At 36.4% G+C, this 26156-nt stretch carries 20 protein-coding genes and 2 tRNA genes; 17 read left to right on the top strand and 5 right to left on the bottom strand.

Annotated elements, in window-relative coordinates; genetic code table 11:
- The first annotated feature begins 466 nt into the window (after positions 1–466).
- The 7 genes from RLT85_RS05260 (at position 467) to nagB (ending at position 7624) form a co-directional block, all read left to right on the top strand.
- Positions 467–1536, top strand: a protein-coding gene (locus tag RLT85_RS05260; protein WP_311401151.1) for an IS3 family transposase whose coding sequence is annotated in 2 segments (ribosomal slippage) — positions 467–689 and positions 689–1536 — 1071 coding nt in all. Because the reading frame shifts where the segments join, the coding sequence is not laid out codon by codon here.
- Between the two features lie 84 nt (positions 1537–1620).
- The gene (locus RLT85_RS05255) at positions 1621–2748 is read left to right on the top strand and encodes a glycosyltransferase family 4 protein (RefSeq protein WP_311400989.1); all 1128 of its coding nucleotides are present in this window, start codon (positions 1621–1623) and stop codon (positions 2746–2748) included.
- Between the two features lie 481 nt (positions 2749–3229).
- Positions 3230–3688, top strand: coding sequence for a 6-phosphogluconolactonase (locus RLT85_RS05250; RefSeq protein ID WP_311400988.1), 459 nt, complete (start codon positions 3230–3232; stop codon positions 3686–3688).
- On the top strand, positions 3648–4013 hold the full coding sequence (locus RLT85_RS05245; protein ID WP_311400987.1) for a 6-phosphogluconolactonase: 366 nt from the start codon (positions 3648–3650) through the stop codon (positions 4011–4013). The genes RLT85_RS05250 and RLT85_RS05245 overlap by 41 nt, the downstream gene beginning before the upstream one ends.
- Before the next feature lie 456 nt (positions 4014–4469).
- Complete coding sequence (locus RLT85_RS05240) at positions 4470–5066, top strand: sugar transferase (RefSeq protein ID WP_311400986.1); 597 nt, start codon at positions 4470–4472, stop codon at positions 5064–5066.
- A 174-nt stretch (positions 5067–5240) separates the two neighbouring features.
- Positions 5241–6365 (top strand): non-hydrolyzing UDP-N-acetylglucosamine 2-epimerase, encoded by a 1125-nt coding sequence (gene wecB, locus RLT85_RS05235; RefSeq protein WP_311400985.1) that lies wholly within the window; start codon positions 5241–5243, stop codon positions 6363–6365.
- Between the two features lie 476 nt (positions 6366–6841).
- Positions 6842–7624 carry a glucosamine-6-phosphate deaminase gene (gene nagB / locus RLT85_RS05230; RefSeq protein WP_311400984.1) on the top strand — a complete coding sequence of 261 codons (783 nt, stop codon included), beginning with the start codon at positions 6842–6844 and terminating at the stop codon, positions 7622–7624.
- A 361-nt stretch (positions 7625–7985) separates the two neighbouring features.
- On the opposite strand, the gene RLT85_RS05225 is transcribed toward nagB, so the two are convergent.
- The 3 genes from RLT85_RS05225 to RLT85_RS05215 all read right to left on the bottom strand — a co-directional run bounded on the left by RLT85_RS05225 (position 7986) and on the right by RLT85_RS05215 (position 11506).
- Positions 7986–9248: an OmpA family protein gene (locus RLT85_RS05225; RefSeq protein ID WP_311400983.1), complete on the bottom strand. Its 1263-nt coding sequence runs from the start codon at positions 9246–9248 to the stop codon at positions 7986–7988.
- 621 nt (positions 9249–9869) lie between these two features.
- Positions 9870–10073, bottom strand: coding sequence for a hypothetical protein (locus tag RLT85_RS05220; RefSeq protein ID WP_311400982.1), 204 nt, complete (start codon positions 10071–10073; stop codon positions 9870–9872).
- 290 nt (positions 10074–10363) lie between these two features.
- A complete protein-coding gene (locus RLT85_RS05215; RefSeq protein ID WP_311400981.1) occupies positions 10364–11506 on the bottom strand; it encodes an acyl-CoA dehydrogenase in 1143 nt (380 codons plus the stop codon).
- A gap of 85 nt (positions 11507–11591) precedes the next feature.
- Between RLT85_RS05215 and RLT85_RS05210 the strand changes: the two genes are divergently transcribed.
- From RLT85_RS05210 to RLT85_RS05170, 9 genes are all read left to right on the top strand, one after another.
- Positions 11592–12665 carry an anhydro-N-acetylmuramic acid kinase gene (locus tag RLT85_RS05210; RefSeq protein WP_311400980.1) on the top strand — a complete coding sequence of 358 codons (1074 nt, stop codon included), beginning with the start codon at positions 11592–11594 and terminating at the stop codon, positions 12663–12665.
- A gap of 156 nt (positions 12666–12821) precedes the next feature.
- Positions 12822–14048, top strand: coding sequence for a Glu/Leu/Phe/Val dehydrogenase dimerization domain-containing protein (locus RLT85_RS05205; protein WP_311400979.1), 1227 nt, complete (start codon positions 12822–12824; stop codon positions 14046–14048).
- A 31-nt stretch (positions 14049–14079) separates the two neighbouring features.
- Positions 14080–15549: a sodium/proton antiporter NhaB gene (gene nhaB / locus RLT85_RS05200; protein WP_311400978.1), complete on the top strand. Its 1470-nt coding sequence runs from the start codon at positions 14080–14082 to the stop codon at positions 15547–15549.
- Between the two features lie 86 nt (positions 15550–15635).
- Positions 15636–16337 (top strand): MotA/TolQ/ExbB proton channel family protein, encoded by a 702-nt coding sequence (locus RLT85_RS05195; RefSeq protein WP_311400977.1) that lies wholly within the window; start codon positions 15636–15638, stop codon positions 16335–16337.
- Between the two features lies 1 nt (position 16338).
- On the top strand, positions 16339–16728 hold the full coding sequence (locus RLT85_RS05190) for an ExbD/TolR family protein (protein WP_311400976.1): 390 nt from the start codon (positions 16339–16341) through the stop codon (positions 16726–16728).
- A gap of 2 nt (positions 16729–16730) precedes the next feature.
- Entirely contained in the window at positions 16731–17591 is an 861-nt protein-coding gene (locus tag RLT85_RS05185; RefSeq protein ID WP_311400975.1) for an energy transducer TonB family protein, read from the top strand.
- 6 nt (positions 17592–17597) lie between these two features.
- Positions 17598–18815 (top strand): bifunctional folylpolyglutamate synthase/dihydrofolate synthase, encoded by a 1218-nt coding sequence (locus RLT85_RS05180; protein WP_311400974.1) that lies wholly within the window; start codon positions 17598–17600, stop codon positions 18813–18815.
- A 62-nt stretch (positions 18816–18877) separates the two neighbouring features.
- Positions 18878–18952: transfer RNA gene (locus RLT85_RS05175), tRNA-Val, on the top strand.
- A gap of 47 nt (positions 18953–18999) precedes the next feature.
- Positions 19000–19074: transfer RNA gene (locus RLT85_RS05170), tRNA-Val, on the top strand.
- 57 nt (positions 19075–19131) lie between these two features.
- Here the strand turns inward: RLT85_RS05170 and RLT85_RS05165 are convergent.
- Complete coding sequence (locus tag RLT85_RS05165; RefSeq protein WP_311400973.1) at positions 19132–20409, bottom strand: UDP-N-acetylmuramoyl-tripeptide--D-alanyl-D-alanine ligase; 1278 nt, start codon at positions 20407–20409, stop codon at positions 19132–19134.
- A gap of 68 nt (positions 20410–20477) precedes the next feature.
- Positions 20478–22166: a gliding motility lipoprotein GldJ gene (gene gldJ / locus RLT85_RS05160; RefSeq protein ID WP_311400972.1), complete on the bottom strand. Its 1689-nt coding sequence runs from the start codon at positions 22164–22166 to the stop codon at positions 20478–20480.
- A gap of 212 nt (positions 22167–22378) precedes the next feature.
- Between gldJ and porU the strand changes: the two genes are divergently transcribed.
- Positions 22379–26146 carry a type IX secretion system sortase PorU gene (gene porU, locus RLT85_RS05155; protein WP_311400971.1) on the top strand — a complete coding sequence of 1256 codons (3768 nt, stop codon included), beginning with the start codon at positions 22379–22381 and terminating at the stop codon, positions 26144–26146.
- Positions 26147–26156 lie beyond the last annotated feature (10 nt).

The following is a 26156-nucleotide window of genomic DNA, read 5'->3' as shown; positions in this document are numbered from 1 at the left end:
GTGCTAATTTTAAACTGCATTTGACGAAAAACAAACGCAACCACCCCTTCTTCAGCAAAGCTGAATTCATCCCTCCTTGCCAAGGATGGGAGCAGGCTTTTCTGGTTAATTAGGTGAATTAAAAGCGCTCCTTCCCTTTGAAGGGAAGGTGGCTTCTTCTGCGAAAGCGGAAGGAGTCGGAAGGGTTGATATAAGAAAAAATTCGGGAAATTTAATCAATTTAAAATCAGGTTTTCTAAGTCTGGAGAATTAAAATGTCCTTGAATTCGTGCTGACTTTTTTAAGGCTTAAAATTTGTATCCAATACCTCAATATTGCCGTTTTTCATTTTTTTAGTAGATATTAATCTGACGGGCTTGCTAATAGATATTCGAAACGTAAGCTTCCCCAAAATTAGGACAAATAGAAGTTATAATTAATTTTAAATTTGTCAACTATGAAACAAAGTAAATTTAGTCTATAACAGATTGTAAAAATCCTAAAAGAGTTTAGCGATGGCACCTCAATGAGCGACTTATGCCGTAAGTATAATGTTAGTCAAGGAACAATATACAACTGGCGCAAGAAATACGGTGGCTTAGAGGCCGAAGAACTTAAACGTTTAAAGTCTTTGGAGAAAGAGAATCAGCGACTTAAACGAAAGTATGCTGACTTAGCTCTTGATCACGAACTAGCTAAAGAGATTATTGGAAAAAAGCCTTAAAACCTTGCGAAAAACGTTCTTTAGCTCACAGACATAAAAAACGTTACGGCATCAGCAAGGTGTGTCGTATACTCGGATGTGCTCGCTCTTTATTTTATTACAAACCCAAGAAAAAGGATGACAACAAAATAGAGCTGGCTCTCCAAGAAAAAGTAGAGCAGCATCCATCTGAGGGCTTTTGGAAGGCTTACCACAGATTGCGTTTAGAAGGTAATCCATGGAATCATAAACGCGTTCATCGTGTTAATACCAAACTTGACCTTCCGTTGCGACGCAAGACCAAGAAAAGACTTCCAGCTAGAATTAAAGAGCCTCTGGAGGTGCCTACAAGTCTCAATCAATGTTGGTCAATTGATTTTACAGAAGACCGTCTTGAAAACGGAAAGAAGTTCCGAAGTTTTAATGTGATTGATGATGCCAATCGCGAAGTATTGTTCGTAGAGTCTGACTATTCTTTAGCTAGTAAACGAGTGCTTTGGGTGTTAACTCACCTGATCAAACAACGAAGGAAACCAAAAAATATTCGGATGGATAACGGGCCGGAGTTTATTGCAATGATAACAAAAGATTGGAGTGAGGCCTACGGAATAGTTTTTAAATATATACAGCCTGGCAAACCCACACAAAATGCTTTTATAGAGCGTTTTAATGGTTCATTCCGTAAAGTTGTTTTAGATGCTCATATTTTTAAAACCATACATCAAATGAGAGAAATCACAGCAGTTTGGGTGGAGGATTACAATAATTTTAGGCCACACGATAGCTTAAAAAATCTTCCTCCAATAGTCTTTGCTAAAATCCATTTGAACCAAAATCAACGTCTAAATGAATAATATTTTCTAATTTAGCACTGTCCTAAAAAGTAAAAGTCTACAAAACCACTGAAATAGAAACCAAAACCCAGAAACTTATAAATTATGAATATATTAGATCAGGAAGTCCTTTTGGATATATTCCATAGATATTACCTATTCTTTACTGGTGGTGTGTTTTTACTGGCTTTTGTTTTAACATGGTATTTTACCCCAAAGGTACTTTGGGTAAGCCGGGAAAAAAACCTGATGAAAGAGGTGAATGAGCGCAGCTCGCACAAAGATGCTGTTCCTCCTTTTGGAGGAGTTGCCTTTTTTTTGGTATTAGTGCTTATTTTAAGCTTACTCCAGTCCCTTAGAACCACTGCAACAGGAAACCACTTAATCATAGGTATTACCTTTTTGTTTATGGCTGGTTTAAAAGATGATCTGGTAATTTCTACTGCTAAACTTAAGTTTATGAGTCAATTGTTTGCGTCTGCTTTTATCATTTTTTCTCCAGAAATGCAATTGACCAATCTGCACGGGTTTTTGGGAATTTTCTTGATTCCTGCAGCTTTTGGTTATACTCTAAAGGCGTTAATCGTAGTGGCTTTGATAAATGCCTATAACCTAATAGATGGAATAGATGGTCTAGCGAGTATAGCCGGAATTATCATCTCTCTTACTTACGCTACGGTTTTTTATGCTACTGGCCACCCTTATTACGTGTTGGTGAGTCTAATGGTAGTTGGAATTTTGGGAGCCTTTCTTCGTTTTAATTTTTCTCGGGGTGGCAGAAAAATGTTTATGGGAGATGGGGGAAGTTTGGTGATGGGATTTATGATTGCTTTTTTAAGCTTAAAGTTTCTAGCCATGGAGCCTTTTGAACCGCTGTCAGAACAAGGTTTTATTCCCGAAAATAGACTCTTATTTGTCTTGGCAGTACTATTTATTCCCATTTTTGATACCCTGCGAGTAATTATCATTCGTTTGAGAAGTGGAAAGACTCCTTTTGAAGCCGACCGTAACCATATGCATCACGTGTTGCTGGATAATGGGCGTACACATAAACAAGCCAGCTTCTTGTTAGGGGGAATAAACTTATTGGTGATTGGTCTCTATATTATATTAAGTCAATTATTTCTTAAGAGCATCGGCTTAACACTAGCTATGATCGTAATTTTTATATTGGCTGCTGTAGCTTTTAATGCACTTAAAAAAAGAGCGGTAAAGATAAAATTGTTGAATTAGAGTAAAAGGTAATTATATATTCGCTTTCATTCCCAAAACTAGTTTTGTCACCTTGAGCGGAGTCGAAAGCTTAAAAAAAGTATCTCGACTTTTAGCCTGTTTTGAGAGAAGACGATAGGCTCGATATTACATTGAAACTATTATTTGATTAAACTGGACAATAAAAGGATATGTAAAAATACATTTAGAAAATTTTGAAAGTGGAGTCTAACTTACGATGATTTTTAAGCTGTCGTCTAAGTTCCAAATTCCGTGATAATAGGTTTTAACAGTGTAATGCCAGAATAAGCAAGTAAGTTAACGGCCCACCTCGCTCTGGTTTATTACATTTTTTCTATTCGTAACAAATCAAGCAAGGTGTTTTCTATTCTGCTAGATAAGATTAGGTAAATAAGTTACATCCAATCAGAAAAAAAATTCGTTTTCCATAGGTGAATTCCAATTACTACAAGTACCTTTTATAAATTAACTATAAATAGATATGTCACAGAATTTTCAAAAACCTGCTAGCTCTAATAACCTTAGTTTGTTTGCTGATGCCGAGCAGGCTTCTATATACGTTGCGCATCAGATAGCAGAATTGATCTGGAAGCAACAAAAGCAAGGCAAGCCGGCATTTTTGGGATTGGCAACTGGAAATACGCCCAAAAGGGTATATCAAGAACTCATTCGTTTGCATCTAATTGAAAATCTAAGTTTCGCTAACGTCATCAGTTTTAATCTGGATGAATACTACCCTATTTTTCCAGAAGATAACCAGAGCTACACTTACTTTATGCGTGAGAATTTATTTCGACATATAGATATGAAACCGCAACACATTCACATCCCTCATGTGGAGGATTCTGCAAACGGAATTGTGCAGTATTGCAAAGACTATGAAGATAAAATAGCGAGCTTTGGGGGGCTTGGACCTGCAGTTGTTAGGAATTGGTCGTAACGGTCATATTGGTTTTAATGAATCTGGCTCTAGCTTTGAATCTAAGACGCGCTTAGTTACTTTAGATTTGGTGACTAGGGAAGATGCCCAAGCAGATTTTGGTGGTTTAGACCGGGTACCTCAACAAGCGATAAGTATGGGAGTAAACACCATTCTTCAAGCTAAAAAAATCTTCTTATTGGCCTTAGGGAAACGAAAATCAGAAATTGTGCGTAAGGCGCTTGAAGGTAAAATAACGCCCGAGATTCCAGCTTCGTTTTTGCAAAGCTTAGCCCAAGTAGAGTATGTGTTAGATCATGAAGCTGCAAAGGAGATGCGGAAATAGTGTCTTATAAATTAGAGCTTAGAATATAGAGGCTAGAAACTAGACGTATGACAGTAATCATTTGTCATTTCTACGAATGGAGAAATCTCATGCTTCCAAAATGGACAAATTCTTCATTCCGTTTCACTTCATTATGAATGAAAGGATTCAAGTGTTTATGACTGAGAAATCTTTTGCTTCCATAACCTAAAGTTGCTTGGTTTCGCTGCGATTTACACTACATGACAGAAAATGACATCATTCGAGATTCAGAATACAATCGTTTTTTCCATCTCATTCTTCCAGGGTGACAATCCAATTTAAAATTTTAATGAGGCTAGGCATCGTGAGTCTATTTTTTCTTTTTTTTAAGTCTTACGCTTGCTGTTTTATAGTGAAGTGTTGCTATGTATCTACTGGGGACAGCTAATTAAAATTGTTTACTTTTGAAGAATAACTCATCGCATTATTCTAATATTGACTACGCAAGAACGTTTTTTTAAGAGAAGTTTTGATATCATCATTTCCGTGATGGCCATCATCTCATTATTACCCATAATCCTCATCGGTTTTTTTGTGGCCACGGCAAGTACCAAAGCTTCAGGAGTTTATGCGCCATATCGTATTGGGCAGAATGGTATTCCATTCAAAATATATAAATTGCGGAGTATGCACTTGAGCGTCTCTAATAAAAATACGGTAACTACTTTAAACGATCCTCGCATTACAAAGGCAGGACGATGGTTAAGAAAATTTAAGATCGATGAGCTTCCACAACTCTGGAATGTCGTAAAAGGCGATATGAGTCTCGTAGGTCCACGACCAGATGTACAAGGTTTTGCTGATGAATTAAAGGGCGAAGACCGCATCATACTAAGCGTAAAACCAGGCATTACTGGGTTGGCAACTTTAAAGTTCAAAGAGGAAGAAGTTTTGTTAGCTCAACAGGAAAATCCTATTTCCTATAACAGAGAAGTAATTTGGCCACAAAAAATACGGTTGAATAAACAGTATGTCGAGAATTATTCTTTTGCTTTAGATTTGAAAATTTTATTTAGGACTTTCGCAACCTAGCATTTTAGATATCAACTTCAACCTCATTTTTACGTTTTCTTTGCACATTAATTCTTAGAGCTATTGCGAAGAAATTAAAAAGAAGGTGAAGTTTTCCTACAAGAAATTTGTATCGAAGTCTCTTCCTGTATAATACGAATAAAATAAGTATCTTCACTTTTTTTAAATATGAGCATGAAAAAAAAGAACTTATTGGTGTTTGGAACTCGTCCTGAGGCTATCAAAATGGCACCTTTGGTAAAAGAATTAGAAAAACACACAAATAGTTTTGAGACCAAAGTTTGCGTCACCGCTCAGCATAGAGAAATGCTGGATCAGGTGTTAGAGTTTTTTGATATCACGCCAGATTTTGACTTAGATTTAATGAAGCCAAATCAAAACTTACACCAATTAACCGCAGATATTATTACGGAATTAAAAGTGGTTTTGGAAGAATTCCAACCCGATTATGTTTTTGTGCATGGGGATACTACTACTACTATGGCTACTGCTATTGCAAGCTTTTATAGCGGAGCTAAAATATGCCATATTGAAGCGGGATTGAGAACTTGGAAAAAAGACTCTCCATTCCCAGAAGAGATGAACCGACAAATTACGGGTAGAGTAACTGATTTTCATTTTGCTCCTACTACAAAATCAAAAAGCAATTTATTGAAAGAGAATATTCAAGAGTCTGCAATTGTAGTTACGGGGAATACGGTAATTGACGCGCTTTTAGAAAGTTCAGAGCGAGTGAAACACATTCAGAATAAAGAAATATCTAACTTAAAAAGTATACTTTCAGAACAGAAAGAACTTATTTTAGTAACGGGGCATAGAAGAGAAAATCACGGGCAAGGTTTTATACATATTTGTGCGGCTTTAAAAGAAATTGCTTTAGAAAAACCAAATATACAGATTGTATATCCCGTGCATTTAAATCCTAAAGTAAAAGAGCCCGTCAATGAAATTTTGGGAGAAATAACTAATATTCATTTGATAGACCCTTTAGGGTATCCGGCATTTGTATGGTTGATGAATCAATCAAAACTCATTATCACAGATAGTGGAGGCGTGCAGGAAGAAGCCCCTAGTCTTGGGAAGCCCGTTTTAGTCATGCGGAATAACACAGAGCGTCCAGAAGCTGTCGATGCTGGTACTGTAATTTTAGTAGGAACGGATACGCGAAAGATTGTAGACGAAACGCTTTCTTTGTTAAATGATGTTGCACATTATAATGAAATGAGCGGGAAGCATAATCCTTACGGAGATGGAAAAGCTTGTGAGCGTATTATAAGGTTTTTGCTAGCGCAGGAGTAAAAAAATAATTTAAGTTAGGAAGGAAATAAAAGTGGTGATTTTTCGGAAATAAAAGATCAAAAGTTTATTCATCTTCTAAAAAAAAATAGATGGTTCTTGGAATCTACTAGTACAAATGTTTCCTTTTGAGAAATCCTTCTTAATTGGGGAAGATATAGAGACGAGTAGTACATTGATGGGAGGATTAAGAAGAACATTTAAAAGTTATAACGAAAATTAATTGTTTCATAGCTCACTATTTTTCTAGGGAAACCTAAGCACAGTTTAAAAATTTGTTGCTATCTAATACAAAGTATAATATATTTGAAGCTTTTAATTGATTTTAATTTTGTGAGAAAGCTTCTTTTATGTAAAAAGAATTGGATTAAAATTGAGCCTGATATTTCTTGAAATAATCACTCCTTATTTACTCTGGCTAATATCTGATTTTTTTTGCCTGAGAATCAATATCTAAAAATGAATTCTTTACTATAAATATGTCAAAAGATTTGCATACAGCCAATCGAGCTAAGAAACTCAATTTATTTGCTACTCCAGAACATGCATCTCTCTACGTGGCAAAGCAAATAGCGGAGCTCATAAGGGAGCAACAAAAACAATCTAAACCTACAGTGTTAGGTTTGGCAACTGGTAATACGCCTAAAAGAGTTTATAAAGAGCTAATTCGCTTGCATAAGGAAGAAAGCTTAAGTTTCAAAAATGTAATCAGTTTTAATTTAGATGAGTATTATCCAATTTATCCAGAAGACGAACAGAGCTACACGCATTTCATGCGCGAGAATTTATTTGATCATATAGATATAGAACCGCAGAATATTTATATACCTTATACCGACTGCTCTTTAGATGGAATAGCGAAATATTGCAAAGACTACGAAAGTAAAATAGCAAAGTATGGAGGTCTAGATTTTCAACTATTGGGAATTGGTCGTAATGGTCATATTGGATTTAATGAACCAGGCTCTAGTTTTGATTCGGTGACTCGCCTCGTTAATTTACACGAGCTTACTAGAGAGGATGCTGCAAGTGATTTTGGAACAATAGATAATGTGCCTAATCACGCTATAAGCATCGGGATACAAACTATTACTCAGGCGAAGAAAATAGTATTATTAGCATTAGGAGAAAGAAAGTCAGAGGTAATGCGAAAATCACTTCAAGGCAAAATCACTACGCAAGTTCCAGCTTCTATACTACAAACCCTTCCACAAGTGGAATATGTATTAGACCACGAAGCTGCAGCATTATCTCAGGAATAATTACCAAATCAATTGGGAAAGTTTTTTTTCTGAAAGTTTAAATTTAAAATTCTGGTGTTTAATATTTCCGCTTATATCGAATAAATAGTAAGGCTCATTTTTCATCTGATATTTCATTTTTTCTTTATCCCAGACATACCTAAAATTGTTTGTTTCATATCTTCAAGCAAACATTCTCCTTAACTATTCTAGATTTTATAGACCGAAATGTTTATATCTTAAAGTTTTCAAATATAGATTGCTGAAAGAGCATGCTTAATTTTATTCTCGCATAAAGATTTTCAAATTTAGTTGTAATTTATTCAGCATAAAAAAAGGCTATCAAATTTTGATAGCCTTTTATAATTTTATCTAATTGAAATTATTTCAATTTAAAAGTAACTCTTCTTACCAATTGACGAGCTTCCTTAGAAGATTTGTCAACAGAATCATCACTACCTTCACCTCTATACTCTAAGCGATTTTCGGATACACCTGAAGCAATTAAGATATCATATACTTTCTTAGCACGTTTCTCAGAAAGTTGCATATTGTAATCTGCATTTCCAATCTCATCAGCATATCCAACTAATTCCGCGTTAGCTGAAGAATTACTATTCATATACTTCACTAAGTAATTAATAGATTGTAGAGAATAGGTTTCAGGTTTTGCACTGTTAAATTCAAAATAAACATTTACATAACCTTTATTGATTAGGTCTTTAATCATTCCACCTCCTGCACTATTTGCGTCATCAGAACTAGCCATTACGTATCTTTCATCCAAAGAACCTTCAATTTCATCTGGAATACCGTTGTTGTTTTTATCAACAGCAACTCCTTTTGAGTCAACAGTTACACCATTCATTGTGTTAGGCTCACGATCCAAATAATTTGGTACACCATCCATATCTGAATCTAACATATCATCTTCAATCTTAGCAACTCTTTTTTGGATGCTGTCTAATTTGTTGAAATCTTCTCCAGAAGTCATATCTATCCAATCTGCGTGCTTTTCATTTTTACCTAGATAAATTTGAAGACCAGCGCTTATGGTCGCTATACCGCCATCGAAGTTACGATCCTTATTCCGGTCAGTAGTTCCATCCCAAGTAAAATCTTGGTGTGTATGGCCAGTAAAACTTACATCGGCATACAAAGCTATATGATCAGAAAGTCTAAGCTGTGGAGTAATACCTAGTATATAGGCTGCCGTATAATCACGATCTTCATAAATACTATTATCTCCTAAAGAAATCATAGCCACACCACCTCCAGCATGACCTATTAAATTTATACGCTGCGTCCAATCTCTAAAGCCAAGAATATTACCCAGATTTACAACTCCTTCTATCGTAGCTCTGGAATATGTTGCTTCAAATGGAAGAGAGTTATCTTTTTCAGTAATTTTATTGTAAATACCTCCAAGTTTGAAACCAAACTTCTCGTTGATCATATACCTAACTCCCAATTCTCCACCAAAAGAATTAGTGAAAGAGGAATTGTAGTCGGTACTAACATAAGCATCTGTGGGCTTGCTCATATTTCCACCAGCTTCAATAGACCAGTGATTGTAATCCTTCTCTTGTGCGTTAGTCACAACAGTTGCAAGAAAACACGAAAGTAATAATGTAAGTTTTTTCATAATATAATTAATGTAATGGTTTTACATTTAGTTTTGTGGACAAATATAAGACAGTTTTTATTCATAAAAAAGAAATATTATTTTATTTCATAAAAGCTGAACGAAGCTAAATTCATTAGATTATTGTTAATTTAGAGAGTATTTAAGATTAATTTAACTTAATAAATGCAATTAAATTATATATATAATTTGTTTGTATAGTTTACATTAGAATCAATTTAATCAATGTAATCTCGCGCTTTTTTTTACTCTTTTTATTTCGGCATATTGTGCCTGAAAGGTGTTGGGATCCAGCGTACAAATAGAGTTTGGCGGTTTTTCTTTGGGTGGACTTAAGAGGCTCAAACAAATATTCATTTGTGCGATGAGAATTGAGAATTCCCAATTGCTACTGATCGCACTAATATTATTTTAGCGTCTTCTAAAAATTTCGAAGATCAATGAGTTTTATGAAAAGAGATCTCTTCCAAGGGGGAATATTTTTACAAAAATAAGCCTAGATGTGTAACTAGGCTATCAAATTTTTAACCCTTACACTAATGGCTATTTTGTAAAATTTAACGTAGAAAAGATTATAAAAGCTAAACAATATCGACCAGTCTTTTTTCTTATGAGGCAAAATTACTTTTTAATTTTTTTAATGCCATAAAGACTTCCAGCCGCGATTCCCAAATAAATAAACATGTCAATGGGTGCTGCTGCTCCAGAATCATCTACATTATCGTTGAAATCTGGAGAACCTTGGGCTAAAACAGATGGCGCCGAAACAATTAAAAAAAAGATGGTCATCATGACTATCACTCTCGGAGATGTATTAAATTTCATATCTATTTATGTTTTTAAACTAACACAAAGATATAGGTAAGTGTTTGACTTCAAACGGTTCTAATATTTTTCCGTTTAAGAGTAGTGTGATTTCGATGTATGGTTTTGCGATATCGTGGAACTACGTTTCTAACAAGTAGCAATGTATGGGTTTTTAGTGCTTTAAAGTGACTTTAGTTTGTTTATAGGCTATAATATTTAAATCTTGAGTCTACATACTTTTTGTCACTTATATTTTTACATAAAAAAACCCTGCAATTGCAGGGTTATATTGTCTATATTATCAATTTCTAGTCTTTTAATAGACCTCTAGAAATGACAATTTTTTGAATTTCTGAAGTTCCCTCATAAATCTGAGTGATTTTCGCGTCTCTCATCAAGCGTTCTACGTGATATTCTTTCACATAACCATTTCCGCCGTGTACTTGCACCGCTTCAACTGTAGTATCCATTGCTACTTTAGAGGCGTATAATTTTGCCATAGCTCCGCTCATATCGTAATTATTGCCTTGATCTTTGTCCCAGGCCGCTTTCATAACCAAATGTCTGGCTGCAGTAATCTCAGTATACATATCGGCTAATTTGAAGGCGATCGCTTGGTGATTGCAAATCTCTGTTCCAAAAGCTTTTCTAATTTTAGAATAATCTCTGGCTAATTCGTAAGCACCGCTAGCAATTCCTAAGGCTTGAGCGGCAATTCCAATTCTTCCTCCAGAAAGTGTTTTCATTGCAAATTTAAATCCAAAACCATCTTCGCCAATGCGATTTTCTTTAGGCACTTTTACGTCATTAAAGTTAAGCGTATGGGTGTCGCTTCCGCGGATTCCTAATTTTTGTTCTTTAGGGCCCACTTCAAAACCTTCCATTCCTTTCTCTAAAATAAACGCATTAATCCCCTTGTGCTTTTTCTCTCTGTCGGTTTGAGCAATGACTAAATAATAGTCGGCGCTATTTCCATTAGTGATCCAGTTTTTTGTTCCGTTAAGGATATAATGATCTCCTTTATCTATTGCCGTAGTTCTTTGCGAAGTCGCATCACTACCAGCTTCTGGTTCGCTTAAACAAAACGCTCCAATAGATTCTCCAGAGGCAAGCTTGGGTAAATATTTTTTCTTTTGCTCTTCGTTTCCATAGGTTTCGAGTCCCCAACATACCAAGGAATTATTGACAGATACAATGACAGAACAAGAAGCATCGATTTTAGAAATTTCTTCCATAGCCAATATATAAGAAATGGTATCCATTCCACCGCCGCCATATTCTGGCGAAACCATCATCCCTAAGAAACCCAATTCCCCCATTTTCTTCACCTGCTGGGTAGGGAATTCTTGTTTCTCATCTCTTTCAATTACTCCAGGAAGTAACTCAGTTTTGGCAAAATCTCTTGCAGCATCACGTATCATTAGATGCTCTTCTGTTAACTTAAAATCCATTAGTTGTTGATTTAATTTGAATAAAACGTTGCAAATATACTTCTTCGAGGACGAAAATCAATGAAATAGCTTTAATTTTACACTTATGAATAAATTAGTGTTCCAAGTTATGGGGGTGATGTCTGGTACGTCTTTAGACGGAATTGATCTTGCATGCATAGAACTTTTAGAACTAGAGGGGGCTTGGGAGTTTAAAATCATGGCTAGGGAAACGCTTGCTTATCCTGAAACGTGGCGGAGAAAACTAGAAAATGCTTCCTTACTATCTAAAACGGAAATAGCAGATATTGATAAAGAGTATACACTTTACTTGGCGGAAGTAATTCAGCAATTTTTAAAAAAGAATAAACTTTCTCAAGACTCTTTAGACGCCGTTTGCTCCCACGGGCATACGGTTTTACATCAACCAGAAAACGGAATTACAATTCAAATTGGGAACAATTCCGCTTTAGCGAAAAAAATAGGTATCAAAACAGTCTGCGATTTTAGAGTTCAAGATGTAGAATTAGGCGGACAAGGAGCTCCTTTGGTTCCTATAGGTGACCAATTGCTTTTTGCAAAGTATGAATATTGCCTTAATTTAGGTGGTTTTGCGAATATCTCTTCAGAAAAAAACGGAAAGCGCATTGCCTATGATATTTGTGCAGTAAATACGGTGCTTAATTTTTTGGCAGAACAGGTGGGTTGTGGTTTTGATGAAGATGGGAAAATAGCCGCTTCAGGTAAAATAGATGATAACTTCTTGGCCAACTTAAACGCGTTGTCGTTTTATCAACAATCAGCGCCAAAATCTTTGGGTATAGAATGGGTAAAAGCCACCATTTTCCCTTTAATAAATAAAGCTTCAATTTCTGTAAAAGATAAAATCGCCACATACACCTTTCATTCGGCGCAGCAAATAGCGCTTCAGCTAAAAGGAAATTTTTCCCATAAAGTATTGATTACGGGTGGCGGTGCTTTTAACGCCACCTTAATAAAACACATTCAAAACCTTAGCGAAATTCAATTGGTAATTCCAGAAAACGAACTGGTAGAATATAAAGAAGCCTTAGTTTTTGGGCTTTTAGGTGTATTAAAATTGACCGGTAAAATGAACGTATTAAAGTCGGTTACGGGAGCTTCCAAAGACCACTCTTCGGGAAAGATTTTTCTTCCGTAAATTTCTAAAGGTTAAAGTCTTCTTAACATTTTGATTTGTCTATATTTGCGATGCAAAAAATTAACCTACTTATGGAATGAGTCGGCAATATTTTGGCTTTTTTGCACTGAAAAAGGCATAATACATCACTTCTGACCATAAAAAAAGAGTATACTCATGAAAGATTTACTGAAGAAATACGAGAATAAGCAACCAGAAATTGTTTTTAATTGGAAAGATTCTGAAACCGAAGCCGAAGGATGGACGGTGATCAACTCACTTAGAGGAGGTGCTGCCGGAGGAGGAACGCGTATGCGTGAAGGTTTAGATAAGAATGAAGTTCTTTCCTTAGCCAAAACTATGGAAGTGAAATTTACCGTTTCTGGCCCTGCCATTGGAGGAGCAAAATCTGGAATTAATTTTAATCCACAAGACCCTAGAAAAAAAGGAGTTTTAGAACGTTGGTTTAAAGCGGTTTCTCCATTACTAAAGACCTATTATGGGACGGGTGGCGATATGAATGTAGATCAAGGAAGTGAAGTGATTCCTATTACTCAACAGTTTGGAGTAGACCATCCGCAAGAAGGTGTTTTTCAAGGACACTTTAAACCTACCGATGTAGAAAAAACGAATCGGATAGGTCAGTTACGTCAAGGCGTAGTTAAAGTTTTAGAAACTCCTGAGTATTCTCCAAATGTGAATGAAAAATATACGGTTGGAGATATGATTACTGGTTTTGGTGTAGCCGAAGCCGTTAAGCATTATTACGCTGTTTATGGCGGAGATGTAATTGGAAAACGCGCCATTGTGCAAGGTTTTGGAAATGTAGGTTCTGCTGCTGCTTATTACTTGGCGCAGATGGGTGCAAAAATAGTAGGAATTATCGATAGAGATGGCGGAGTGATAAACGAAGAGGGTTTTTCTTATGAAGAAATGAAAGCGCTTTTCTTAGCCAAAGATGGGAATACTCTAGTCTCTAAAGATATGATTCCGTTTGAAGAAATTAACGAGAAAGTTTGGAAGTTAAACGCCGAGATATTTACGCCTTGCGCCGCTTCTAGATTAATTACCAAAGAGCAAGTTTCTGCGATGATAGATAGCGGTTTAGAAGTAATTTCTTGCGGAGCTAATGTTCCTTTTGCTGACAAAGAAATTTTCTTCGGAAGCATTATGGAATACACCGATGAACGCATCAGCTTGATTCCAGATTTTATTTCTAACTGCGGAATGGCAAGAGTATTTGCCTACCTAATGGAAAATAAAGTAGAACTGACAGATGAGGCAATTTTTAGCGACACTTCCATGACAATAAAGAAAGCAATTCAAAATAGCTTTGATCACAGCAGTGATAAAAAGAATATAAGTAAAACAGCTTTTGAAATAGCTTTAAAACAATTGGTGTAAGCCTTGGGCTTGTCACTTCAATACCTGCCTCATGTTAAAAAATTTCTTGGGAAGTAGTCCTGTTTGGTTCAAATATACCATTGTTTTCTTTCTTATTTTTAATGTCTTTTCCTTATATATTTTAGGACCTACGGTTACCGCTTGGCTGTTTATTGCAGAGTTTATTTTTACGCTGGCAATGGCATTAAAATGTTATCCATTACAATCGGGGGGATTGTTAGCCATAGAAATACTTATCTTAAGGTTAACTTCGCCAGAAGCTGCCAAAGTAGAAGTAATTCAAAATTTTGAAGTTATTTTTCTGTTGATGTTTATGGTGGCTGGAATTTACTTTATGAAGCCTTTGCTCATGTATATCTTTAGCAAGGTCTTTATCAAAGTAAAATCTAAGGTGATGCTTTCTTTGCTATTTTTAACTATGGCAGCGGTATTGTCGGCTTTTCTGGATGCTTTAACTGTAACAGCGGTGTTGATAGGAGTAGCGGTTGGGTTTTATGGAATTTATCATAAAATTCTTTCTACAGACACCGATTATAATGAAAGCGGAATTTTAGATAGAAAAGAACTAGGAGGAGAAACTTTAGAACAATTTAGGGCGTTCTTAAGAAGTTTGATAATGCACGGGGTTGTAGGGACAGCTTTAGGAGGTGTTTGTACTATAGTGGGTGAACCACAAAACTTATTGATTGGAGAGAAATTAGGTTGGGATTTTGTAGACTTTTTTCTTCATATGGCTCCCATTACGCTTCCAGTTCTAGTGGCAGGAATGATAACTACCGTGGTTTTAGAAACCACTAAAATCTTCGGTTTTGGTAGTAAATTGCCAAAACCTGCTAGAACTATTATAGAAAACTATACGCTAAAACAAGACCGAACCCGCACGGCTTCACAAAAATACGGACTTCTAGTACAAGCGATTTCCGCAGTCTTTTTAATCTTAGGTTTAGCATTTCATATTGCGCCAGTTGGATTTATAGGTCTTGGGCTTATCGTTATACAAACTGCCTTTATGGGGATTGTAGAAGAGCATAGCTTAGGGAAAGCTTTTGAAGAAGCCTTGCCGTTTACGGGATTAATCGTAGTGTTTTTTGTAATCGTTGCAATGATTCATGAACAACATCTGTTTAACCCTATTATTGATTGGGCTTTATCTTTAGAACCAGATCACCAACCAGCTGTTTTTTATGTCGCTAATGGAGTATTATCGATGATAAGCGATAATGTATTTGTCGCAACGGTGTATATAGGAGAGGTGAAAAGCGCTTTTGATGCCGGCGACATTTCCGCAGATCAATTTAGACGCTTGGCTATAGCAATAAACACAGGAACAAATTTACCTAGTGTAGCGACGCCTAATGGGCAAGCTGCATTTTTATTCTTATTAACCAGTTCTTTAGCGCCACTTATTAATTTAAGTTATGGTAAAATGGCAAAAATGGCGCTGCCTTATACTATTGTGTTGAGTATTGTTGGATATCTAGGAGTTTTATTTTTTCTTTAACATCAAATTATAACTTAGCTTTAACTCATTATATAATTTATAATTCTTTTTTTCGTTACTAACTATATATACTAAATAAAAAATTTATGCTAGCGATTACTTTACAAGAAACTGCAGAAGCTGCTGCCCAAAATGGAGAGGCAGTCGTAGAAGAAAAAACACTTTCTTTTATGGATTTATTAATCAGTGGAGGAATAGGCGGTCAAATTATTATTGGCATCCTATTTATTTTATTTGTGGCAGCTTGTTATATTTATTTTGAGCGTCTTTTTGCGGTTAAGGCAGCCTCGCAAACAGACGTTAATTTTATGCATCAAATTAAAGACCATGTAGCTACTGGAAATATTGAAGGAGCAAAAATAAGATGTGCTCAAGAAAATTCTCCCGTAGCTAGACTTACCGCAAAAGGCATCTCTCGTATTGGTAGTCCCTTAGAAGATATCAATACAGCGATAGAAAATGCGGGAAGACTAGAAGTATATAAGTTAGAAAAGAATGTTAGTGTTTTAGCTACCATTGCAGGAGCTGCGCCTATGATTGGTTTCTTAGGAACAGTAATTGGTATGGTATTGGCATTCCACGAATTGGCAACCAGTAGTGGTCAAGCCGAAATGGGAGCCTTAGCGGAAGGAATTTATACAGCAATGACAACTACCGTTGCCGGATTAATTGTCGGAATTATTGCCTATATTGGCTACAATCATTTAGTAGTAAAAACAGATAAAGTAGTGCACCAAATGGAAGCTACCGCCGTTGATTTCTTAGACCTACTAAACGAACCTGCGTAATATGAACTTAAGAGGAAGAAATAAAGTAAGTCCAGAGTTTAGCATGTCGTCTATGACAGATATTGTTTTCCTCTTGCTTATCTTTTTTATGTTGACATCTCCGGCCATTACGCCAGAAGCCTTAGATCTTATTCTCCCTAAAGCAAAAGGGAAGACGAGCAATGTGCAGAGTTTGTCCGTAAGCATCAATAAAGATTTAGAGATTTTTATCAATTCAGACCGTGTGTCTAGCGATCAATTAGAGCTAGAATTGCAACGAAGACTGTCTGGGGATGAAGATCCTACCATTATTTTACGCGCAGAAGAAAGTGTACCCATTCAAAATGCGGTAAGCGTTATGGATATCGCCAAAAGAAATAAATACAAAGTTGTTCTAGCTGTAAAGCCATAAATATGAGTTTATTAGAAACCAAATACGAAAAGAAGTCGGCTGTAATTACTACGGTAATTTCAGTTACGCTTATTTTATTGTTACTGCTTTTTGGTTTTACATATTTAGATCCGCCGCCAGAAAACGGGATTGCCATTAATTTTGGAACTAATGAAGTAGGCTCTGGAAATATTCAACCTACAGAACCTATAAAATCTTCTCCGCAGAAAAATACCACTCCGCCAAATGAGCCTCAAAAGGAGGCGAGTACACCGGTAGAGGAAGAGGTGACCACCCAGGATACCGAAGAAGCTCCCGTAATCGAAAAAGAGAAAGACAAGAAAAAAAATAAGTCTCAAGAAGAAAAGAAAGCGAAAGAGCCCGTTAAAGAAGTAAAACCGCCCAAAGAAAAACAACCCGAAAAAGAACCAGATCCACAACCCGAAAAATCCACTTCAGATGCTTTAAACAGTATTTTAAATGGACCAGAGAAAGATGGAAAGGCGAATGGAGGAGAAGGAAACGATAATAAAGCTGGAGATAAAGGTGATCCAGACGGCGATCCTAATGCAAAATCGTATTACGGACAGGGGAAAGGGCTTGATGGCGATGGAAATTACCGTCTAGGCGGAAGAAAGGCATTGAACAAAGAAAAATTTGTACAAGACTGTAACGAATCTGGCATTGTAGTGGTGAAAATTGAAGTGAACCAGCAGGGGAAAGTAATTAATGCTTCTGCAGGATCTCGAGGAACTACCAATACCGCTCGTTGTTTAATGGAGCCTGCCAAACGTGCTGCTCTAGCGACCAAATTTAATGCAGATGCTGATGCACCGGTAAAACAAACGGGTTATATTGAGTACGAGTTTAAATTATCTGAGTAAAAATGTATGACGTATCCAGAAACCTTAACTTGGATGTTTGGGCGATTACCTATGTATCAAAAACAAGGAAAATCTGCTTTTAAAAAAGACCTGACTAATATTCTCGCTTTCGCGGAAGTCTTACAGCAACCACAAAAAAAATTTAAAAGTATTCACGTAGGTGGTACCAATGGAAAAGGTTCTAGCAGTCATATGTTAGCTTCCGTTTTGCAAGAAGCAGGTTATAAAGTGGGTTTGTATACTTCTCCGCATTTAAAAGACTTCACCGAGCGTATTAAAATTAACGGAAAAGAAATCCGTAGAGATTTTGTTATTGATTTTATAGAAAAGCACCAAGTGTTTTTAGAAAAGCAAGCATTGTCTTTCTTTGAAATGACGGTAGGTATGGCTTTCGATTATTTTAGTTACGAGAAAGTAGACGTGGCGATTATAGAAGTTGGCTTAGGTGGAAGACTGGACAGTACCAATATTATTCATCCAGAACTTTCTATCATCACAAATATAGGAATGGATCATATCCAGTTTTTGGGAACTAGCATTTCAGAAATTGCGAAAGAAAAAGCAGGGATCATCAAGCCGAATACTTCTGTTGTTATCGGAGAAACGTCCACTGCTTCAAAAGAAGTTTTTTTGGCTAAAGCCGAAGCTGTAAATGCTCCTATAATTTTTGCGGAAGAATCTGAATCTGTTTTCTTGACATCAGATTTAAAAGGTGATTATCAAGAGAAAAACAAGCATACCGTTGCAGTAGCTGTAGAAAGTCTTAGAGGCCAAGGTTGGAATATCTCTCGTGAAAATTTACAAAACGGGCTTTCAAATGTAGTCGCGAATACAGGTTTAAGAGGAAGGTGGGAAATATTGCAAAAAACGCCTAAAGTAATTGCCGATACAGGACATAACGAAGAGGGTTTAAAAATCGTGTTGAATCAATTAAAAGGACTCCATGCGACAAAGCTACATATTGTTTTGGGTTTTGTGAGCGATAAAAACTTAGATCAACTTTTGCCTATGTTTCCTCTAGAAGCGGTTTATTATTTTTGTTCTCCAAATGTGGAAAGAGGAATGGAAGTAAGCATTTTATCAGAGAAAGCTAAAATTCATCAGCTTCAAGGAGATATCTATTCATCTGTAAAAGTAGCTTTAGCAGAAGCAAAATTAAATGCTAAACCAGAGGAAGTGATTTTTGTAGGAGGCAGTACCTTCACGGTAGCAGAAATAATTTAAAAGTTTTATTTTTTTCTTGCGGAATCTCAAAAAAGTATTATATTTGCACTCGCATTACGTGCGGGCGCTTAGCTCAGTTGGTTCAGAGCACTTGGTTTACACCCAAGGGGTCGGGGGTTCGAATCCCTCAGCGCCCACTAAACCTGGAGAATTCTTCAGGTTTTTTTAATCTACTATAATGCACGGGCGCTTAGCTCAGTTGGTTCAGAGCACTTGGTTTACACCCAAGGGGTCGGGGGTTCGAATCCCTCAGCGCCCACACAAAAAAAGGCTTTCTTTAATTAAAGGAAGCCTTTTTTTATTTCTATATTTTCAATTATTTCCAGAGTTCTATCAATCTCTCCAGTTGCATTCCTCGAGATCCTTTAATAAGAATTGTGCTGTCTTTTATACTATTTTTAGACAAGTATTTTTGCAAATCTTCAAACTGCTGAAAAGCAAGAACTTTTTCGGTTTCGGTTTTATAGAAATTTTCACCGCAAATTAACGCTAGTTCAACATTCAGGGTTTCTAGAATATTAACGATTTGCTGATGTTCTTTATGCGAAGTAGATCCTATCTCGAACATATCACCAAGAATAAGTATTTTTCGTTTGGCAGGAAGGGAGACTATATTCTCAATTGCCAAAGCCATACTACTAGGATTAGCATTGTAGGCATCTAGAATAATTTGATTTCCGTTTAAATCTAGACGCTGAGATCTATTGTTACTTGGGATATAGTTTTTAATGGCTTCTTGAATTTTTTCTATCTTCACATCAAAATATAAGCCTATTCCAGTTGCGGCAGCCATATTAGAGCTATTATAGCTTCCAGTGAGCTGAGAGCTGATTTCCTTTTCTTTGTACTTAATACAGGCTTGAAACTCTTTGGTATAACTATTTATAGGATAATCTGCTTCTTGGTTGTTTCCTATTGAAATGCGCTTGCTATAATCTTTAGTCTTTTCTTGCTGAATTTTATCCTCTATATTCATAAAAACAGTTTGGTTATTGGCCATAAGGTAATCGTAGAGTTCACTTTTACCTCTAATAACGCCTTCAATTCCGCCGAAACCTTCTAAATGTGCTTTTCCAAAATTGGTAATAAAGCCATAATTTGGTTCGGCAATCTGGCATAAAGCTTTTATTTCTCCTTGATGATTGGCACCCATTTCAACGATTCCAATTTCGGTTTCTGTGGTCATTCCAAGCAGTGTGAGTGGTACACCAATGTGGTTGTTGAGGTTTCCTTTTGTGGCTACTACTTTATATTTTTGTTGAAGCACTTGAGTAAGTAGTTCTTTGGTAGTGGTTTTTCCGTTGCTTCCAGTGATACTTATGATTTTTAGCGCAAGATATCTTCGGTGATACTGAGCTAGAGCTTGTAAGGTAATCAGGCAATCTTCCACAAGAACACTATTGTCTGAACTGTATTTTTCATCATCAATCACTGCCTTAAAAGCTCCTTTTTTTAAAGCTTCCGCAGCAAATTGATTACCGTTGAAATTTGTTCCGCTTAAGGCGAAAAAAAGATTATTGCGTTGTATGTTGCGCGTGTCTGTACAAATACCACTACTTTCTAAATAAAGTTGATGTAATTGAGGTATATTCATTGGTATAATGTTATAAAAAAACCCTTCCGTAAAGAAAGGGTTTTTGAATGATATGATATAATTAAAATTTAATCTCTTGCTCTTTTTCCTTTTTGAGATTTAGAACCTACTCTAGACATTGCATTTCTAAACCCAATATAGTCTGTTGCCATATCTTGAGGGAAATATCTTCTTTGTGCAGGATCTAGCCAATATGCTCTATCTCTCCAAGAACCTCCCTTGTAAACTCTTGCTTCGTTGTCGATTAGCGTAGTTCTGCTAGCATCAGTATCATACTGTCTGTCTAAACCTGTTGCAGTACCAGAGCTATCTCTTTCTACATTTACTTTAGGTTGTGGAGAATTGTACATTCTATCTTTATCTCTTTCGGTAAAATCTCTAGTAGAACTAGGATCTCCATCTCTAAAATCTCTATTGTCACTTTCTGAAAATTGGGTTCTCAAATACGTGTCTTCTGCAGTTACAGGTTCTTGTATGATTTCTCCAGGAAGAGATCTTGCAATAATACTACCATTGCTTAACGTATCGTAAGCAACACTGTCTGCTTGCACAAGCTTCACTGTCCCGTCTTTATTAATAGCGTTTTTAGTGTACACATTACCTCTATAGTAGTTGAAATCATTAAATTCATCATCAACTATTGGTCTATAAACATCTGCAACCCATTCGGCTACGTTTCCTGCCATATCATAAATTCCAAAATCATTAGGAGAGTAAGATTTAATTTCGGCTGTAATATCGGCGCCGTCATCAGACCATCCTGCGATTCCTCCGTAGTCACCTCTTCCTTGTTTAAAGTTGGCTAACTGGTCTCCTTGTTTCTTTCTATCTCCAGCTCTGGTGTATTTACCATCCCAAGGATATTTTTTTCTACCTCTATATTGGTTGTATTCTCTTACAGAAGACATTCCTAAAGCGGCATATTCCCATTCTGCTTCGGTTGGTAATCTATAAGCAGGCAGTAAAATTCCATCTTTACGTTGTATGTATAAGTTTTTAGCTTCTCCCGCAGACTGTGAGCCTTTGGCTTTTGGCGTATTTTCTTTTTCTCTTCTATCTGAAGCTTTTCCTCCTCTAGTAAGATCATCATCTCCTCCGTACACTTTGGTTGGGGAATTGATATACGTTTCTGTGCTAAACGTTGTACTTGGATCTGCTTTAAGTCTTGCTTTGTCTGCAGTAAAACCTTTTTCTTCTAAAACCATTTCGTTCACACGATCGGTTCTCCATTTACTAAATTCTGTCGCTTGAATCCAGTTTACTCCCACTACAGGATAATTTTGGTAAGCAGGATGACGAAGATAGTTATTGGTCATGGTTTCATTATACCCTAATCTATTTCTCCAAACTAAAGTATCTGGTACAGCCCCATGGTAAATGTTTCTATATTTTTCCTCTGTAGGAGGGAAGGTGCTCTTTAACCAATCTAAGTATTGTAAGTACATACGGTTTGTAACCTCAGTTTCATCCATATAAAAAGATTGAACGTGCTGTTGCGTTGGAGTATTATTCCAATCGTGCATTACATCGTCTTGAACCTTACCCATGGTAAAAGTTCCTCCTTCTATGAACACTAAACCAGGACCAGTTTCTTGTTCGTCGTAATCGGTTTTGTATTTTGTATTACCATCTTTCCCAGTTAGGCTCCATCCGGTAGCACGGGAGTTGTCTTTGTAGTCTTTTGAGTTGTTGCAAGCAGTAAATGAAGCAGCTAAAGCAACTAAAAAGACTGATTTAAAAACTATTTTTAATCTCATATCACAGTAAGTTTGTAACTATTTTGGGCTTGCAATATAGTAATTAACGCCAAATTAACAAGTTTGTTTTGGAAATTTAGCAGATAGATTACATTTTCTTGCGCTTTTCTTAAATAGCATAACGTATCTCTTTAAAGAATCGTATGTTAATTATTTAATTTATTTTTGAAAGCCGTAAATATACTACAATAATATATTTAGCGTTTATTTTGATGATGAAGTATTTGTACATTTTATTTTTTTTAGGAACACTGTCACTTTCTGCTCAAGAAAAAACCATTTTGATTCCAGATGATTTTCAAGAAAAATCTAATTTTTCTATAGATTCCAAGGATCGGCAAATGCTTTATTCTTCTACTTGGGAAGAAAACGGGGGAATAGGTTCTCTACTAGTAAAAAACGTTTCTTACGCCGCAGGTATGGGAATGTTAGATCTAAGCCAAGTGGATAAAAATACCATTCCGTCTTCTCCTTCTGTAAATTTGGTAAGTGCTAAAGCTAGAGATAAAAATTATTTTGTTGCCTCGGTCAATCCTTTGGTGAAAGAAAACGGAAGTATCAAGCGCATCAGTTCGATTAGCTTCAGTTATACAAAAGATTCGGGAAGAGCGGTGTCGTTTTCAAGTACGCCTTCAGTTTCTAATTCGGTGTTAGCTTCAGGGGAATGGGCAAGATTTTATGTGCCTAAAACGGGAGTTTATAAACTTTCTAAATCTTTTTTAAACAATCTTGGGGTAGACCTATCCAATCCTAGTTCTATAAAAATTTATGGGCATGGGGGAGAAATGCTTCCGTTAAGGAATAATGAAAACGAGTTTTTCGATCTGCCTCAAGTTTCTATTCAGGTAGTAGGAGCAGAAAATGGCAGTTTTGATAGCAGCGATTATATTCTTTTTTATGCTACCGCCGTCCACAATTCATGGAGTGAAGAAAATGAAACCACCCAAAATTTATATGCAGACCGTTCCTATTATTATATCACTACTGGTGGAAATCCCGGATTAAGAGTTTCCGCTTACGCAGAACCTTCTGGGAATGCGCAAACAACTATAGATACTTTCGATGAAGAGCAAATCTATGAAGTGGATGAATACAGTGTTGCCAAAGCAGGTAGAAAATGGTTTGGGGATAGGTTTGATGTGGAGAATGAAAGATCTTACGAATTCACTTTTAAAAACCGAATTGCTTCAGAACCCGTAAATATTATACTCGATGCCGTAGCGGCATCAGAAAGTGCTACCAGTATGGAAGTTTCTATTAATGGACAGGGATTAACAAGCTTAACTTTTGGCACTATAACCGATGACGTGTATGCAAGACCGGCCATAGGTAGCTTAACCAACCAAGCAACGGTGAGTGGGGACGATATTACCTTAAATTTGGTGTATAGCAATGCAGGAAATCCTTCTAGTTTAGCTTATTTAGACTATTTACGGGTGCAAGCTAAACGTTCTTTGAAAGCAGATAATACGCAAATGCAATTCACGTATAAAGATGCGGCAGTAACTACTGGAATAGGAGAGTATGTCGTACAAAATACCAGCAGTATTTCCCAAATCTGGGATATCACCAACAACCAGAATGTAAAAACTATAGCTAATCTAGATAATGCGCCAAGCTTGAGCTTTAAGGCAGTAATGGGAGAAAAACGAACCTATATTGCGATTTCTCCAAATGATTATTACACACCGTTAAAAGAAGCCAATCCTAATGTAGCCAATATCAATCTAAAAGGCAATATTTTTAAAGATAACCAGGGAAACTTTCAAGATGTAGATTATTTAATTGTGACCAATCAAAGTCTAATGAACCAAGCCAATCGTTTGGCACAGTTTAGAAGAGATCAAGATGGACTAAGCGTGAAAGTGGTTTTAGCAGAAGATATTTATACGGAATTTAACTCGGGTAAAAAAGATATTGGAGCGATTCGCAATTTTATAAAATACATTTACGATAATGCTTCTACACCTGCCAATCGCATTAAATATGTGGGACTTTTTGGAGATGCTTCCGTAGATTATAAAAATAGATTACAAAATAACAACGATATCGTTCCTACTTTTGAATACCTTTCTAGTTTGGTGGTGAGTTCCAGTTCTGCAGCGTCAGATGATTTCTACGGAATGATGGATCCCCAAGAAGGCACTATGGGTACGGCAGATAAATTAGATATCGCTATGGGAAGAATCTTAGCCGATACGCCACCGCTAGCAAAAATATGGGTAGATAAGATTATTGCTTATGAAAGTAAAGAGTCCTACGGAAGCTGGCGCAACAATTTTGTATTGATTTCTGATGATGCCGAGAATCTTGGGGCTGGAGGTTACGGTATTCAGAAAACTCTAGATTCACTGGGGAATAATATATCTGAGAATAAACCTTTTATAAATGTTAAAAAAATACATAGTGATGCGTTTCAACAAGTTTCGACCTCTGGAGGATTTAGATATCCCGAAGTGAATGAAGCCATATCTAATGCTGTAGAAGTAGGCGCAACTGTAATAAATTACCTAGGACACGGAGGAGAAAATGGATTGGCAGCAGAGCGTATTGTCACCGTTCAAGATATAGAAAGTTGGGAAAATGAAAATCGTTATAACGTATTTGTAACCGTAACCTGTGAGTTTACTCGTTTTGATAATCCGTTAAGAGTCTCGCCAGGAGAAACCAATCTCTTTAGGGAAAAAAGTGGCTCTGTGGCTATGGTAACCACCACACGTTCTATATCTGTAACAGATGGAGTGGATTTTAACAATGATTTTGCTCCGTTTTTATTTAATTATAATGGAGCAGACGATAGTATTGCCGAAGCAGTGAGAAAAGGAAAAAATACTTTGTCTAGTGGCGGTAGAGTAATTTTTTACTTTGGTGATCCCGCCATGAGATTACAACTTCCAGATCCGCAGGTGAGATTAACTGCCATTAATGATACCCCAATTGGTCAGTCCATGGATACCATTAAAGCTTTAGGTTACGTGAAAGTGGCAGGAGAATTGGTGAATCAAGGCGGTAGTCTTTTAAGTAATTATAACGGAGAGCTATCCACCACCATTTTTGATAAGCGCATTGATAGAACCACCTTAAATAATGATGACACTGATTTCTTTGATTTTACCACCTTGGGAGAAATAATCTTTAGAGGAAGAGCTTCGGTAAACAACGGAAAATTTGAATTTGATTTTGTTGCACCCAAAGACATCGCTATTCCTGTAGGAAACGGTAGGATGAGTTTTTATGCCGAAAAAGGAAATGCTTTAGTGGATAATAAAGGATATAACAATGATATTGTCGTGGGCGGAATAAATGAAGATGCACCTGAAGATAATATAGGGCCAAAAATTAAGTTATATATGAACGACGAAAGTTTTGTTTCGGGTGGAATTACCAATTCTTCTCCGTTTTTACTGGCAAAACTGGAAGACGAAAACGGAATCAATACCGCAAGCGGAATAGGTCACGATTTGGTGGCTATTTTAGATGGGAATGAAACCGAACCTTTTGTTGTCAATGATTTTTATGAAACCGAACTCGATGATTTTATGCGCGGAACGGTAAATTATAAATTAAGAGATTTGGAAGAAGGTTTGCATACGCTTACGTTTAAAGCTTGGGATGTGTATAACAATTCTAGCACGGCAGAGATTCAATTTATGGTGGCGGGGAGTGAGGATTTAAAAATCTCGAATGTTTTAAATTATCCCAATCCGTTTCATAATTATACCGAATTTTGGTTCAATCATAATCGGCCTTTTGAGCCTTTAGATGTACAAGTTCAGGTGTTTACGGTTACAGGAAAGGTAGTCTGGACAAGAAATCAGCAAATCAATACCAAAGGATTTTTATCTAGAGAAATCACCTGGAACGGGAAAGATGATTTTGGAGATGCCATAGGAAAAGGAGTGTATATCTATAAATTAACCGTTAAATCTATGCTGACCAATAAGAAAGTTGAAAAATTTGAAAAACTCGTGATTCTTTAATCTCGAATAA

It is taken from the genome of Mesonia ostreae, from assembly GCF_031845265.1.
Classification (GTDB): domain Bacteria; phylum Bacteroidota; class Bacteroidia; order Flavobacteriales; family Flavobacteriaceae; genus Mesonia; species Mesonia ostreae.
Note: the sequence above shows the minus strand (reverse complement) of the source record. Positions and strands in the feature narration are given on the sequence as shown.